This is a genomic window from Pseudoalteromonas sp. TP27, from assembly GCF_056470645.1.
This window is the reverse complement of record NZ_JARDAK010000002.1, coordinates 81,066-97,165: the sequence shown is the minus strand read 5'-3', so window position 1 is coordinate 97,165 and position 16,100 is coordinate 81,066. Positions and strand designations below refer to the sequence as shown.

The following is a 16,100-nucleotide window of genomic DNA, read 5'->3' as shown; positions in this document are numbered from 1 at the left end:
AATGATGTTAATAGGCATTTTATGAAAGCTTATAAGCTTTCTATTTTAGTTTTTTGCTCAAGTAGCTTAGTTTTAGCATCGCTAAACTCAGCTAGTTTTGCATTTTCTTTAGCAAGTACGGCTTCAGGCGCATTATTAACAAACTTTTCGTTAGCAAGTTTGTTTTGCACTTGTGCTAGGCCTTTTTCAGCTTTTTCGAGTTGCTTATTAATACGTGAAAGCTCGGCTTCAACGTCAATTAAGCCTGCCATTGGGATCATGATCTCAAGGTTGCCAACATAAGACGTTGCACATGCTGGTGCGTCATCTTTGTTTTCAAGCATTGTAAACTCTTCAATTTTTGCAAGTGATGCTAAAAATGATTTGTTTTCTTCAATACGGCGCATGTCGTCACTTGATGCATTAGCAAGTAATACGCTAAGCGGTTTACTTGGACTAATATCCATTTCACCACGAATATTACGAATAGCTAAAATGAATTGTTTAACCCACTCTAAATCTTCCATTGCTTTAGCATCAACGCTTGCTTCGTTATATACAGGGAACGGCTGAACCATAATGCTGGTGTTCTCTGTTTCAAGGCCTGCAAGTGGTGCAACACGTTGCCAAATAGTTTCAGTGATGTATGGCATCATTGGGTGCATTAAACGCAGTAAACTTTCAAGTACCGTTATTAGCGTATGGCGTGTACCACGTTGCTGCGCATCATTACCTTTAAACAATACTGGTTTAGTTAGTTCTAAGTACCAATCACAAAATTGGTTCCATGTGAATTCGTAAAGCGTGTTAGCAGCTAAGTCAAAACGGTAGTTATCTAGATGTTCTGTGTAAGTTTTAACGGTAGCTTCGTATTGACCTAAAATCCAACGGTCAGCTAATGAGAACTCTTTATCAGCACCGCTTGCAAAACCACAATCTAGCTCTTCTGTGTTCATTAGTACGTAACGACTCGCGTTCCATAATTTATTACAGAAGTTACGGTAACCTTCAAGGCGGTTCATATCCCAGTTTATATCACGACCGGTTGATGCCATTGCAGCAAGGGTAAAGCGAAGGGCGTCTGTGCCGTGTGCTTCAATACCGCCGGCAAATACTTTACGAGTATCTTTTTCGATTTTAGCGGCAAGTTTTGGTTGCATCATATTACCAGTACGTTTTTGTACTAGGTCTTCAAGTTCAATGCCGTCTATCATATCTAGTGGGTCAAGTACGTTACCTTTTGACTTAGACATTTTATCGCCGTTGTCATCACGTATTAAGCCAGTTACATACACGGTTTTAAACGGAACTTGTGGTTTGCCATTTTCGTCTTTTACAAAGTGCAGCGTCATCATGATCATGCGCGCAACCCAGAAGAAAATAATATCAAAACCCGTTACCAGCACGTCAGACGGGTGGAAGGTTTTTAAATCATCGGTATTTTCTGGCCAACCTTGTGTAGAGAACGTCCAAAGCGCTGATGAGAACCACGTATCAAGTACGTCTTCGTCTTGGCTTAGCGTTACGCTATCTGCAATGTTGTTTTCACTGCGTACTTCAGCTTCGTCGCGACCAACAAATACGTTGCCTTCATTGTCGTACCAAGCTGGAATGCGGTGACCCCACCAAAGCTGGCGTGAAATACACCAATCTTGTACGTCGTTCATCCACGAGAAGTACATGTTTTCGTATTGCTTAGGTACAAATTGAATGTCGCCGTTTTTAACAGCGTCTTTTGCAGGTTCTGCAAGTGGTGCAACACGTACATACCATTGGTCGGTAAGTAGTGGCTCAATTACCACACCAGAGCGATCGCCGTAAGGAACGGTTAAACCATGGTCTTCAATTTTTTCTAGTAAGCCTAGTTCTTCAAATTCTGCCACAATTGCTTTACGTGCAGCAAAACGATCAAGTCCATGTAGGCGCTCAGGAATTGGCGCGTCAAACTCAAGCTCTTTACCGTCAAAGGTGTATGTTTCACCTTGAGTTAAAATAGCGGCGTCTTTATCGAAAATGTTGATCATCGGCATTTGATGACGCTTGCCTACTTCATTATCGTTAAAGTCGTGCGCTGGGGTTATTTTTACACAACCTGTGCCTTTATCTTTATCAGCATGTTCGTCAGCAACAATTTTAATACGACGATTAACGATTGGTAATAAAATCTCTTTACCGATTAAATCTGTGTAGCGTTCATCATCTGGGTTTACTGCAACACCCGAATCGCCAAGCATGGTTTCTGGACGAGTTGTTGCTACTACTATGTAGTCTTTACCGTCTTGCGTTGTAACGCCATCAGCTAGTGGGTAACGTAAATTCCACATGTGGCCTTTTTTGTCTTTGTTTTCAACTTCAAGATCAGAAATAGCAGTGTGTAATTTAGGATCCCAGTTTACTAGGCGTTTGCCACGGTAAATTAGGTTTTCTTTATGAAGGCGTACAAACACTTCTTTAACGGCTTCAGATAAGCCATCGTCCATTGTGAAACGTTCACGATCCCAATCAACCGATGCGCCTAGGCGACGAAGTTGTTTGGTGATTGTGCCGCCCGATTCTTTTTTCCATTCCCAGATTTTATTAATAAAATCTTCGCGGCCTAAATCATGGCGTGTTTTGCCTTCTTCGGCATGCAGTTTACGCTCAACCAACATTTGCGTTGCAATACCAGCGTGGTCAGTACCTACTTGCCATAATGTGTTGTTACCTTGCATACGCTTAAAACGCGTTAGGGTATCCATTATTGTATCTTGGAAGGCGTGGCCCATGTGCAAGCTACCAGTGACATTTGGCGGCGGGATCATAATTGAATACGGTACGCCTTGGCCAGATGGCTTAAAGTAGCCTTTTTGTTCCCAGTCTTGATATAGAGACTGTTCAATATCTTGCGGATTGTAGGTTTTATCCATTACACAGAACCTTAAATAAGTACTTAAATTAATTGGTTAGTTTGCCTGATTGGCTAGCTATTAATATCTTGCGTGGTGAGATTGGCACCGAGTTGGCGTAGCTTTTTAAAACGCTCGCGGGCTGCCTGTTTAGCAGCTGCTTCTACGGGTACAAAATCAAAAACTTGGTTAAACCGACGAATGTAATCCGGTAACTGAGTAGCCAAGTTAATTAAAACTTTACGATTGCCAACAGGTGGCGTAATACCAATTTCTACCGGTGCGCCGCCTTTAGGGCCTTCACCTTGTAAATTATGTGGCACAAAACTATCTGGATCGAATGCCCAAATTATTTCATCAATGGCACAGGCTGCTTCGTTATCGTTAACACAAATAAACACACGCTGCCCATTTCGATACTGATCGGCTGCAATTTGAGCTGCCAAAGCAAAATGATCGTCAGCCTTCGCTTTAGATTCATCTTGTTGCTTTAGAACGAAAAATTTAGCGTTCATGTTCATTGTATCGGGGTTTCCCATGACATTGAATGCATACCAAATTGATATACATAAATTAAGAGGCAGATTTTGCCATATAACGGGGTTTGCTTCAATTAATACACAAATAAATAAGGCGCCAAACGGCGCCTTATAAACAGATATTAATTTAAACTAAACGTTTAATCTTGAGCGGCTTCACTTACACCAGCTCTATTTAGTAAATACTGAGTAAGCATAGGAACAGGGCGACCCGTTGCGCCTTTTTTAGCGCCACTGCGCCAAGCTGTACCGGCAACATCTAAATGTGCCCAATTATACTTTTTAGTAAATTTAGATAAGAAACATGCTGCAGTAATAGTACCCGCAGATCGACCACCTAAGTTTGTAAAGTCAGCAAATGGGCTGTCTAGTTGATCTTGATAGTCATCCCATAATGGTAACTGCCATGCACGGTCGCCACTTTGCTCAGACGCTTTTAATAAATCGTGCGCAAGTGGGTTATGGTTTGATAGTAAACCAGTCGCATGCGCGCCAAGAGCTACAATACAAGCGCCAGTAAGCGTTGCTACGTCAATAACCGTATCTGGGTTAAAGCGTTCAACGTACGTTAGTGCGTCGCACAATACTAAACGACCTTCAGCGTCGGTGTTTAACACTTCAACTGTTTGCCCCGACATTGTTGTTAAAATATCACCCGGGCGATACGCGTTTGAGCCAGGCATGTTTTCACAACCAGCTAAAACACCAATAACGTTAATTGGCAATTGCATTTGTGCAAGTGCACGCATTGCACCAATTACGCCTGCAGCGCCGCCCATGTCGTATTTCATTTCGTCCATGCCTTCGCCTGGTTTTAATGAAATACCGCCTGAATCAAACGTTAAACCTTTACCAACAAGTACAATAGGGGCTTGGTCGTCAGCGGCGCCTTTGTAGTTAATAATCGACATAATCGATTCGTTATCACTACCTCGGCCAACAGCTAGGTAAGAATTCATACCTAGTTCTGCCATTTGCTTTTCGCCAATAATATCAACAGTGATGTTGTCAAAATTAGTCGCCAACTCTTGTGCTTGCTCGCCTAAGTACACTGGGTTACAAATATTTGGTGGCATATTAGCCACGTCTTTACACAGCTTACTACCTGCAGCAATGGCTAAACCATGCTCAATAGCACTTTCGCCAATCGTTAGTTCGCGTCGTGTTGGTACGTTAAACACCATTTTACGAAGTGGACGACGAGGGTCTACTTTTTTACTTTTTAATTGGTTAAACGTATATAAGCAATCTTGCGTTGTCTCTACTGCTTGGCGTACTTTCCAGTAGGTGTCGCGACCTTTAACGTGTTGTTCTGTTAAAAAGCAAACAGCTTCCATAGAGCCTGTTTCGTTTAAGGTATTAATAGTTTTAGAAATAATTTGCTTATATTGCTTATCATCAAGTTCGCGCTCTTTACCGCAACCTACAAGTAATATGCGCTCGCTTAATACGTTTGGTACATGATGTAATAATAAAACTTGGCCTGGCTTACCTTCTAAATCGCCACGGCGAAGTAAATTAGAGATATAACCATCGCTAATTTTATCGAGTTGTTCACCAATGGGGGATAACCTACGTGGCTCGTAAACGCCAACAACAATACATGCGCTGCGCTGTTTTTCTGGGCTACCACTTTTTACGTTAAATTCCATTGTCACTCCTGGTTTTGAGTCATTTAAGTTATAAATTGGGGCTAAAAAATTATTTTCTAGTCTAAATTACGTAACTTATGTAGAGATAGTTTTAATTTTAGCTGACTTTACTAGACTCTTACTGTGTAATTGAACTTTATATGCTTAAGGGCTACTAATGCAACATTATATCGTGCACTTAGGTAGGATAATTAATTTTGATGGCTTATAATAATAGCCTATTTGCCAGTATTAATTAGGCAAAATAGCTATTTGACTATTCTATTCTCACTATTGTAGTGATATTCCATGTTTAACAGGGGCGAGCATTGCTAATTTTTCGTTATTTGACCGCTGAGGTTTTAAAATCGCAGGTCGCCGTATTTTTAACTTTAATGACGATATTTTTGTCACAAAAGTTAGTTGGTATTTTAGGCGATGCCTCTGAAGGCAGTATTCCTGCTAAGTTAGTGCTATCGATGATTGCGCTAAAACTTCCACAACTAGCCTCGCTAATACTTCCACTGAGTATATTTTTAGGCATTATTTTGGCTTACAGCCGTATTTACGCCGACAGCGAAATGACCGTGCTTAAAGCCTGTGGCGTAAGTGAATGGTATGTTGTTCGCGTAACGCTTATATCAAGCGTTGGACTTGCCATATTAGCTGCTGCACTAACTATGTATATAGCGCCGTGGGCAAGCGAGCAAGAATATCAATTGAAAGAACAAGCCAAAGCTGATGCTGGGTTATCGGCACTTCGGGCTGGGCGGTTCCAAGAAACCGGTAACGAAAAAGCCGTGGTGTTTATTCATAATATTGAAAAGGGCGGCAAAGAGCTCAATAAGGTATTTGTTGCACAGTTACCCGATAGCGAAAAAGGTAACCTAGCGCGCTTGGTATATGCAGAGCAGGGTGTTGTGGTTGAAGCCGTAAATGGTGAACAACAACTAGTGCTGACTGACGGAAAACGCTACGAGACTGACGGCACAACTCCTGCACTTAATTTAACAGAATTTGATGGTTATAGCGTACAAATACGAGAGCAAGAAATAGAGCACCAGCGTCGTAAGTTAGAGGCTGTGCCAACCAATCAATTACTCGCAATTAATACGTCAGAATCTATAGCGCAGTGGCAGTGGCGATTAGCTATCCCACTTTCTATCCCGTTACTTACTTTATTGGCAGTGCCGCTAAGTGTGGTTAATCCTCGCCAAGGTAAATTTGCAAAACTAGTGCCTGCTATTAGCTTGTACTTAGGCTACTTTATTTTATTAAATGCCGCTAAATTTGCCGTTGAAGATGGCAAAATCCCGCCTTCAATCGGCTTGTGGTGGATTCATCTTAGCGCCTTATTTATTGGTGGGTTATTAATTATAAAAGGGCGACCACTGGGCGCTTGGCTTAAAGCCGTTATAACTAAGCGGGAGTTAGGCGCATGATGAAAACACTTGATTGGTATTTAGGCCGCAGTGTTTTACAAACAACAGGCTTTGCGTTGCTAGTGCTTGTTGGCATTAGCACCTTAATTAAATTTATCGACCAGTTAAAGTCGGTAGGGCGCGGCAGTTACGATTTAATGACTGCAATGCTTTATACGCTTTACACAATACCCGGCGATTTAGTGGTGTTTTTTCCGATGGCTGCGCTAATAGGTGGCTTAACAGGTTTAGGGGCGCTTGCCTCAAACAGTGAGCTTGTAGTTATGCAAGCCGCTGGTATGTCGCGCTTACAAATAATAGGCTCTGTGATGAAAACGGCCATATTTATGGCGGTATGCATGATGGCACTTGGCGAATGGGGCGCACCTGAAGCACAATTACACGCTAAAGAAATGCGTAACCAAGCAATACATGGCGGCGATGTGTTTAATACACAAAAAGGTGTATGGGCTAAAGACGGCAATAATTTTATTAATATTGAAGATGTTGATGAAAACGGCAGGCTCAACGGGGTGCATATGTACCACTTTGATAAATCGTTAGAGCTTACCCAGATTACTAAAGCAAGAGATGCACTGAGCCGAAAAGATGGCTGGTTACTTCGTGACGTTAACAAAGTTATTATCACTAGCGAAAAAACGACAACAGAGCAACTGCCTGAAGAGTTTTACCCTTCGCAACTCACAGCTGAAAAGTTAGGGGTTGTTTCGGTAAAACCAGAGTCGCTTTCGTTCACTGGGCTTTGGTCATATTTAAGTTACCTAGAGCAAAACGAGCAAGACACAAGTACCTACGAGCTTGCTCTGTGGCGTAAGTTGATGCAGCCAGTATCTGTTGCGGTAATGCTGCTGGTGGCGCTGTCGTTTATATTTGGCCCGCTGCGTACCGTTACCATGGGCGCACGTATTATTATGGGTGTTGTAACGGGTATCGTGTTTCACTTAACTAATGAAATATTTGGCCCTGTGGTTATGGTTTACCAAATACCTGCCATTATAGGCGCGGTATTACCTAGTATTATATTTATAGGCTTTGCGACCTATTTGATGAATAAACGGGTATAAATTTACTTATTCAAAATACGAAAAAGGGTGACCACTGGTCACCCTTTTTGCTTTTTAATTACTTCTTAATTACCGCTTAACTATCGCTTAACTATCGATTTGAAAAGTTGGTATTAATCAAGCTCACTATAAATACGTCTGTTTTCTTCTTTAGTAAGCGCAATAACTTCTGTTTTAGAGATGTAATCTTGCAGTGCTTTTTTGTTTTTAAAATCAACTAACACCACCAAATTACCTAAACCGAGTAAAGCGCTAACGCTGCGAATAATTGATTGCGGCCAGCTAATTAAATTACCCTCAAGAGTTTGTACTTTTAAACGCCATGCACGCATGCCAATGGTTTGCCCGCTTTTAGTCCAAAAGTAGCCAAAAAATACTAAGGTAACAATAATTAAAAGGGCGGTACGAATACCCGAAAGAAGATTTGAATTTTGAATAAAGGCAGATACATCCTCTGCGCCATTTAAACTAATTACATCGAGAGAAATAAGCCCTTGTACTGCAAATAAATACAGCACTACAGTTAACATCGCAAACGCAATAATGGCTAACGTATCGTAAACTAACGACGCAAAACGGCGCCAAAAACCAGCACGTGGAAACTCACCCGACATAAATACACTCTCACTATTAATATGCGGGGTAGTTTAGCAAAAAAGCTTACAAATACTAAGTTATGTTAATGCTTAGAGAGGGAATTGATTTTATTGCTTAAAGTTATTACCTACAGGGGAAATGAAAAGACCCTGCTATTGGTAGCAAGGCCTTTAAATTTATAGCGGATTTAACCGAGCTTTATAGCAAGGTATTTTATATCGTCACCACTTATTTGCGGTAAAAAATAAATATCGCCGTATTTAAAATACTGCTGCGAGTTAATTATTACGGCCTGTGCTGCCTGAGGCAATGAATCGTAAGTTTGGCCCAAGCTATAATCATTCACGTTACCCACTTTTATTGCCTGATTAAGACGGGTTGGTGGCTCATCAACCACTGTATAGCCGTCATTATTTGCGACGTAATACACGTTTTGATATGTGTAGTAGGTGATATTGTGATGCTTAAAATGCCTGTAATTTCTTGGTAGCGTATTTATACGCAGGCCTCTAGGTGGCGTAACTATATGGTAGCCTCTTTTTGCTTTACGGTAGTAAAGGCCGTCGTTAAACGTAAATGAAATACCATTAAATCTAATCGAGGCACTATTGCGCGGCAAATGATTTATAAATCGATTTTGTCTGTAAGAGACTGAATTATGATGGTTTGTTAAATAGTTATATTTGCGCTGGTTGTAACGGTGTTGTCCATGCTTTTCCTGTTTGTGCTTTGCGAGTCTACGTTTTTCTTGCTTACGGTCTTCTCGTTTTTCTTTTTTATGTTCAATACGCTGCTTTTTTTCATGGCGGCGTTCATCGCGTTTATATTCAACACGTTTGTCGTCATCGCGTTTAAAGCTTTTATCATTCTCTCGCTCGTTTTGTGCTCCAAGCGCAGAGCCTGATACTGCGCCAATGGCGAGCAGTGCAGGTAGTAAAAAAGTAAGTTTCATAGTATTGCCTCGTTTATGTTTTTACATAACTGTGCTCAATACTAGCGCCTCAAACTGAATGTTAACTGATATGTGCTAGTTTCAGAGACAGGCCTTACAGCTTTTTACATTTTACTGACAGTTATTGACATAGTTAGTGGTTTTTGGCGATTTTAAAGGTTCTATAAGCCGACTTTTTTGAGGCGTGATTTAATAATATTGCTATTAAATTATGTGGTTATATTCTTTAATTTTTGGTTAGTGCGAAGCGCCACCTTAAAGATAGCGTGCATTTAAAGCGCAAGCGTGAGGTTTACGATATATGTTTATTATTGTACGTACAGCCTAAAATTTAAAACATAATCAGTCTTTTATGGTTACTTTGATTTACGTAAAGGTAAACCAGCAGAATATGTTTTCTGCTGGTTTATAGGTTGTATACTGAGATTAAATTGCTCCTTGATAGAACACACTTTAATTTGTGGGTTCAACTATATTTATATTTTATCTCTTAACAAATTTAATAGCTGGCTGATAAGTTACAAGTTTAACTTTAACTAATGGCGTATTTTTTACGCTTTTTTTAACCGCTTTAGCAGGCACATATTTAATTACTTTAACTTGTTTTGCTTTTTTCAGCTTCTGCTTTAACTGAACTTTTTTATATTCTTGCACGACATATACATTAGATGACGCTGCAAATGCTGAACCAGATAAAGTGCCGATAACTAATAGCGCAGGTAGTATAAATTTAAGTTTCATAATATTGCCTCGTTTGTGGTTAACATGTTCGATATTAACGTCTGAAACTGAATGTTAACTGACATATAAAAGCAATAGCGGAAGCTTTACACCCTTTTACTTATCTTTACTATTCTTGACGCTAATACCATTGCGCGGTAACACTTAATCAATTTGAGAGGTTAAATCTAGCGTTAACTCTATTAAAAAGTGACTGCTATACGACTGCATAAATGCAGAAGATAGAGCAATGCAAGAGCAATTGTCGAGAACAACTAATAACAAAATTTCAGCAGTGTTATCAACACCGTTTTCTTACCTCAAAACAGGTAGCTTAATTAAGCTACCTGTTATAAAAGCGTATCGGTTCTATACCAATCCCATATATCGTTTAGAGTTTAGGTTGGCTACTTTTGATAAAAAGGATAATCGCTATAACCCACTTCGGTGCCACCATACATGGTCGCTGCATCGGCTTCGTTAAACGTCCAATTATTCGCTATACGCTCTGGTAAATCAGGGTTAGCTATAAACGGACGACCAAATGCAAATAAGTCACCGTAACCTTCGCCTAAAATACGAATTGCTTTTTCTACTGTGTATTTGCCAGCGTAAATAATAAGGCCAGAAAACTCAGATCGTACTGCTTTATAAAACTCTTGTGGTAGGTCAGGAGCATTTTCCCAATCAGCTTCAGCAATCGATAAGTAAGCAATGCCAGCTTGCTCAAGTACTTTTACCGCTTCTATATAAGTGTGGTGAGGGTTTGATTCAACCAGTCCTAAGTAAACACGGTCTTCGTCTGTACTTTCAAATAAAGGGGCAAAACGTACACCTAAACGGTTAGCGCCTACAACGTCACTTACAGCTTCAACAATCTCTTTTAAAAAACGTAGGCGATTAGTAAGTGTTCCACCGTATTGATCGTCACGGTTATTAGTATGCTCAGAAATAAACTGATTAACTAAATACCCGTTAGCACAATGAAGCTCCACACCATCAAAGCCTGCTTCAAGGGCATTGCGCGCAGCTTGAGCATACATGTTTACCAGCTCACCAACCTCAGTAGTGTTTAGTGCGCGAGGGGCGCTTGGGTCAGCCAATGCGCCTTCACCTGGTGCGGTTTCAATAAATACTTTTACATTGTCAGCAATAATATCTGAAGGGCCAACTGGTTTACCTGAATTAGGTTGCAGTGTGTTGTGCGATACGCGCCCTACATGCCAAAGCTGTGCAAAAATAACACCACCTTTAGCGTGTACTGCATGTGTTACTTTTTTCCAACCTTCAATTTGTGCTTGCGAGTGAATACCAGGTGTCCAAGCGTAGCCTTGGCCACGAGGTTCTATTTGTGTGCCTTCGGTAACCATAAAGCCAGCCGATGCGCGCTGCGCATAATACTCAGCCATTAATTGATTAGGAATATTGCCCGGCTGAGTGCTGCGAGAGCGAGTAAGAGGAGGCATCACAATACGGTTTTTAAGAGTAAAAGGGCCAAGCTCAATTGATGAGAATAAAGGGGCGGTATTAACTGATTCTAATTTCATTTTAAATTCTCTTATAAAGCAAATAAAGGCTTAAATAGTGGTTAAGCAACGTTGGCAGCATAGAGATTTAAAGATACAATTTGAAACAACACTTTTTTGTACAGCATACAATTATGAATGGTATTAGTCGACTCGATATAAAACAGTTAAGAGTACTCAGTAGCTTGTTAGAGCTGCAAAATCTGTCGCAAGTAGCTAAAAAAATGGGGTTAACGCAACAAGCCATTAGTGAGCAACTACGAAAGCTACGAGATTTATTTGACGATCGCTTGTTTATTCGACAGGGCAATAACATGGTTGCTACTCCTAAAGCGCAAGGACTCAAGACGCCAGTTAATCATATTTTAAAGCAATTAGAGTCGTTACTAGAGCCAGAGCAGTTTAGTCCGCAAACCTATAAAGGCGTGTTTACCATAAGCGCAACCGACTACGCCACGCAGGCTTTACTACCGCAATTATTTAATATTACCCGTCGCGAAGCCCCCGGTTTAAAGCTGATAGTGCGCGACTTTGCATCCGATAACGTTAATCAACTTATAACAGCAGGCGAGCTTGATTTGCTGATTAGCTTTCCGGAATTTATACCCGACAATCTTTCTTATATTACTTTGTTTGAAGAGCAGCATTTGTGTATTTCTGGTATTGGTAACAACACTTACACGGAGCCTTTGAGCTTGGCGCAATTTGCAAAGCATCCTCAGCTAGTGGTATCGCCATCGCGCGCTAATTTGCGCGGATCGCACGATCAATGGTTTGAAAGCCAAGGGCTAAAACGTAATATTGTTATGTCAGTACCGAGTTTTTCAGCCGTGCCCGACATTTTACATACAACCGATATGTTAGCGTTTTACCCATCAAGATTATTACCAAACAGCAAAGTTAAACAGCTAAAAATAGAAGCTCTGCCTCCTACATTTAAAGTAATAGCCGCATGGCATCCTCGTACTAATAACAGTCCAATTCATAAATGGTTGATAGAGCAGCTGCAAAACTTATAAAATCCGTAGAAATGCAACGAGATCTAAACGCTCTTGCTTAGTTAATTTTAATGGCTTTAGCAGTTTCGTCGTTTTAGGGAAATGAGGATCGTTTAATTGGTTTTTCCTAGGTTTAGGTCTTGCACCACCATGGTTGTACATGTTTACTATGCCCAGTAGATCATCAAAAAGCCCATTGTGCATCCAAGGAAATGTTTGTGTTAAACCTAGTAATGAAGGGGTTCTAAATAACCCTATATCACTTGGATTATTTGTAAAATTAAACCGGCCTTTATCTTCAAAACTACGGCCGTAGTAATGAAGGCCTGTGCCATGAAATTGGTTGTCACTTAATAGTGCGCCATTGTGGCAAGTCATACATTTTGCTTTGGTTCTAAATAAATGTAATCCGTTTAATTCACTATCTGATAAGCGTCTAAGCGCTTTTTTTGGATTACTCTGAACCTCATTAATAAATGATTTAAAACGAGTATTAGGTGCAATGAGTGTTCGCTCAAATGCAACGAGGGCTTCTGCCATTTGTGCCATGGAGAGCGTATTTGAATTAAAAGCACTTTTATTAAATGCCGTATAGCTTTTATCTTTATTGACCCGCATTAAAGCTTTTTGTGGATCTAAGTCCATTTCAATTGGATTGCTAATGGGCATAAGTGCTTGTTGCTCAGCTGTTTTAGCACGACCATCCCAAAAAAAACTTTGCCACTGATCTATACCAAAAATTGCAGGGGTATTGCGGGTGCCCACTTGATCATTTATACCGATTGCAGTGGCACGACCATCATGAAAACCCTTATCTCGTTCATGACAACTTGCGCAGCTTACGGTTTTATCGCGCGAAAGCTGTGTATCATGAAAAAGCTTATTGCCAAGTGCAACGTGCTCTGCCAATGGAGTGGCTATTGGCAATAGCGAAAGAGGCTCAACTATACGTCCGTCACTGGTTTGAATTGGGGGCCATTTTACCTGCTCTTCACTATATACTTTTCGTAGTGATTTAGTATCAAGCTGCTGTGGTTGGGCATTTAAAGAAAGAATAATACTTAGAATACGAATAAATTCAGTCATACTTGTAGCTAAGCCCCAACCAAAATACTCGACCAGGTTCAATACCAGATGCGCCTTCTGCAATAGTATATGTCCTACTATTTAATAAGTTTGAAATATCAGCGCTTAATTCTAATTTTTGGTTACCAGTCAATTTATAGTTGTATTTTAAACTTAAGTTAAGCATTGTTCGGGCGCGTACAGTCTGTTCTTGGTAAATATCAAATAAAGTGGAAACAACGGGACAGCTAGCACAGGCATCCTCTATATCAATGCTTTCACTGCCTCCTGTATTTACTGCGGTATCGTAGCTCCCTGAATACGAAATATTTAATCCAGTACTAAATGAATCAACCCAATCTACGTTCCAACCTAATGCTGCCGTGATAGGCGCACCAAAATTCGTCCGTATCTGAGACAACTGACTTAAAGTTACAAGCGAACCTTCATCTTGTGCATTAACATAATATACCAGCTCGTCGAGTGGGGTGTTATCTACAGATGCATTATAATCGTCGTTTGATATTTCATTCTCAGAGTAAGAAGTGTTCGCCCATATAGAATGTGAACCAAACTTAGCGCTCCAAGCGAGTGAGATCCGCTCTGAACTTCCTGAACCTTGATTGCTAATATCTATATAAGTGTAGCCATCAATATTGGTTTCATCGGAAGTGGTACGAGAAAATTGCTGATGTTTTTTACGCTTTACGTATTTTAAAGAGACATTACCAATCGTCTCAAATGCGTGCGCAATACCCAGTGTAAGTTCATCATCGTAAGGGGTTTCTACGTTATTGAATCTATATTTAAAGCTACCAGTGTAATTTGAATTTAACCAGTTTTGTAAGTACCCACTTTCGATAGGTCTATATTGCAGGTATGAAAACAACTGTTGCTCTTTAATTTTATAGCTAATAACTGCAGAGTCGTAATATCGACTAAGGCCAGCGCTAATAATGGTTTTTTGATTACCAAATACGTCGAATCCTAACGAAATTCGTGGTGCTACGTCGTGGTTTTGCAAAAAGTCATCGTAGCTGTAGCGCATGCCTATATTTACATCAAATTTACCGTAGTTAATATGGTCGGTAACGTAGAGTGCATTACGATTTAAATTTACATCTATATATTCAGCGGGGCTAATGGTTCGACCATTAAAAAATTGCGCGGTAGTGGTAATGTTATTGCTGTACGCGGCTACGTGTAGTGGGTTATTAAAATCAATTTCACCACCTAGCTGCGCTGCAAGTTCATCAACAGAAATAGTCGTTTCAAGTGTTTGGCAGTCAAGCGAGTAGCCACTGCAGTTGAGCGGTGTAGTAGCACTAGACCATATGACGGGGGAGCTGTAGTTATAGCCATCTTGAAAACGCTCACGCTCAATTTGCTGGTATTTAATTTCTGCACCAGCCACAATTGAGTGACTAAAGCCTAAAAACTTAAAAGCTTCCACATTAAATGTATTTTTCCAATTGGTAGTGAACTGGCTGTTATCTAACGCGCCATAGCCACCTTGTCGTGAAAAACGTTCGTCGGCATCACCTTGGTTAGCGTATTGTCCCCAGTCTTTTCCTTTTGCTTGTAGCCAATTATAAAAATGCGCTGGGCCATCCCGACTACTGTCGCTCATGTTAAAGTTTAAATTACTTGTCCATGTTAGGTATTTAAAGTCTTGCTTTAATTGTAATGCGCTACCATAAGCGCCACCTTCTAAGTGATAGTCACTATCGAGTGCATCAGTAATAAAACCATCTACCTCGTAGGGAGAATAGATCATACTTACCGTAAAATTATCAACCCAGCCGTTCTTATAGCCATATTTAAGTATGGCGTTAATGTTACGGCGGCTTTGGGTTTTCGTTTGCCCCAGTGATAAATCACTTATATCACTGTTAAGGTAATTTAAGCTAAACATCACACCGTGGTGTTTATTGAGTTGTTTTTTACCACTTAATGAATAGCTTATTTTTTCATATACTGGTGCTTTTAGTTCAGTTTCATCTGTACTGCTTTGTTCTGCATCATCGGCTTGAATATAATGATAATTAGCCCAATCACTGCGGTTACCGCGTACACTAAAACTAAAGCTGTCATTGCCAAAGGTTTCCTTTGTTTTTGTATCCACTACACCGCCAGAAAAACCACCAAATTCTGCTGGTATATTGTGGTCGTACACTGTTATTGACTCAACTATATCAGAGTTCACATTCATGCTTTGCACACCCCCAGATACATCATTACTTAATGATGTTAAGCGACTGTTACTGGCAGGGTCAATGCGGTTGTTATAGTTCATACCATCGAGTGAAAAGCCTGTTTGCCAAGGCTGAGCACCTGAGATAGATATTTCTGGAGCACTTATCTCCGCTAAACTTTCAATACTAAATGCATCGTTACTTAATTGCACGCCAGGTAAAAGTGCAATAAGTTCATTTATGTCACCATTTCCTTTAGCCGTTGCATCAATAAAGTTGCGGTCTAGATAAGATCGTCCAATAATCTCAGGTACTTCTATCCCTATGTATTGGCCTTTAACCTCAATATGTTCTATGGCTTCACATAAACGTTTTTTTTCATCGGTTAGTATACTGCAATCTTTAGGTAGTGAAGGAGTCTGCTTTTGCTCGGTAGCGCCATTAGCATTATGTGCAAGCAAAAACAGACACGCAAAAATATAACGTGTCTGCATTTTTTTCTCTTAT

The 16,100-nt window shown here is 40.3% G+C and carries 12 protein-coding genes; 3 read left to right on the top strand and 9 right to left on the bottom strand.

Annotated elements, in window-relative coordinates:
- Positions 1-29: 29 nt before the first annotated feature.
- The 3 genes from PX700_RS02670 to pepA form a co-directional block, all read right to left on the bottom strand.
- Positions 30-2,885, bottom strand: coding sequence for a valine--tRNA ligase (locus tag PX700_RS02670; protein ID WP_479519776.1), 2,856 nt, complete (start codon positions 2,883-2,885; stop codon positions 30-32).
- A gap of 53 nt (positions 2,886-2,938) precedes the next feature.
- A complete protein-coding gene (locus PX700_RS02665; RefSeq protein WP_007587285.1) occupies positions 2,939-3,385 on the bottom strand; it encodes a DNA polymerase III subunit chi in 447 nt (148 codons plus the stop codon).
- A 158-nt stretch (positions 3,386-3,543) separates the two neighbouring features.
- On the bottom strand, positions 3,544-5,055 hold the full coding sequence (pepA, locus tag PX700_RS02660) for a leucyl aminopeptidase (protein ID WP_024604878.1): 1,512 nt from the start codon (positions 5,053-5,055) through the stop codon (positions 3,544-3,546).
- Between the two features lie 308 nt (positions 5,056-5,363).
- Here pepA and lptF point away from each other — a divergent pair, with 308 nt between their 5' ends.
- A complete protein-coding gene (gene lptF, locus PX700_RS02655) occupies positions 5,364-6,476 on the top strand; it encodes an LPS export ABC transporter permease LptF (protein WP_166419286.1) in 1,113 nt (370 codons plus the stop codon).
- Positions 6,473-7,540 carry an LPS export ABC transporter permease LptG gene (lptG, locus tag PX700_RS02650; protein ID WP_479519775.1) on the top strand — a complete coding sequence of 356 codons (1,068 nt, stop codon included), beginning with the start codon at positions 6,473-6,475 and terminating at the stop codon, positions 7,538-7,540. The genes lptF and lptG overlap by 4 nt, the downstream gene beginning before the upstream one ends.
- A gap of 113 nt (positions 7,541-7,653) precedes the next feature.
- Here the strand turns inward: lptG and PX700_RS02645 are convergent, their stop codons facing one another.
- The 4 genes from PX700_RS02645 to PX700_RS02630 all read right to left on the bottom strand — a co-directional run bounded on the left by PX700_RS02645 (position 7,654) and on the right by PX700_RS02630 (position 11,356).
- Entirely contained in the window at positions 7,654-8,154 is a 501-nt protein-coding gene (locus PX700_RS02645) for an RDD family protein (protein WP_007587274.1), read from the bottom strand.
- A 170-nt stretch (positions 8,155-8,324) separates the two neighbouring features.
- A complete protein-coding gene (locus PX700_RS02640) occupies positions 8,325-9,089 on the bottom strand; it encodes a DUF6515 family protein (protein WP_479519774.1) in 765 nt (254 codons plus the stop codon).
- 483 nt (positions 9,090-9,572) lie between these two features.
- On the bottom strand, positions 9,573-9,830 hold the full coding sequence (locus tag PX700_RS02635; protein WP_197240168.1) for a hypothetical protein: 258 nt from the start codon (positions 9,828-9,830) through the stop codon (positions 9,573-9,575).
- Between the two features lie 386 nt (positions 9,831-10,216).
- Positions 10,217-11,356 carry an alkene reductase gene (locus tag PX700_RS02630; protein ID WP_479519773.1) on the bottom strand — a complete coding sequence of 380 codons (1,140 nt, stop codon included), beginning with the start codon at positions 11,354-11,356 and terminating at the stop codon, positions 10,217-10,219.
- A gap of 80 nt (positions 11,357-11,436) precedes the next feature.
- Here PX700_RS02630 and PX700_RS02625 point away from each other — a divergent pair, with 80 nt between their 5' ends.
- On the top strand, positions 11,437-12,354 hold the full coding sequence (locus PX700_RS02625; protein WP_479519772.1) for a LysR family transcriptional regulator: 918 nt from the start codon (positions 11,437-11,439) through the stop codon (positions 12,352-12,354).
- Here the strand turns inward: PX700_RS02625 and PX700_RS02620 are convergent.
- Complete coding sequence (locus PX700_RS02620; protein ID WP_479519771.1) at positions 12,349-13,419, bottom strand: cytochrome-c peroxidase; 1,071 nt, start codon at positions 13,417-13,419, stop codon at positions 12,349-12,351. The genes PX700_RS02625 and PX700_RS02620 overlap by 6 nt on opposite strands.
- The gene (locus PX700_RS02615) at positions 13,412-16,087 is read right to left on the bottom strand and encodes a TonB-dependent receptor (RefSeq protein ID WP_479519770.1); all 2,676 of its coding nucleotides are present in this window, start codon (positions 16,085-16,087) and stop codon (positions 13,412-13,414) included. Before PX700_RS02615 ends, PX700_RS02620 begins: the two co-directional genes overlap by 8 nt.
- Positions 16,088-16,100 lie beyond the last annotated feature (13 nt).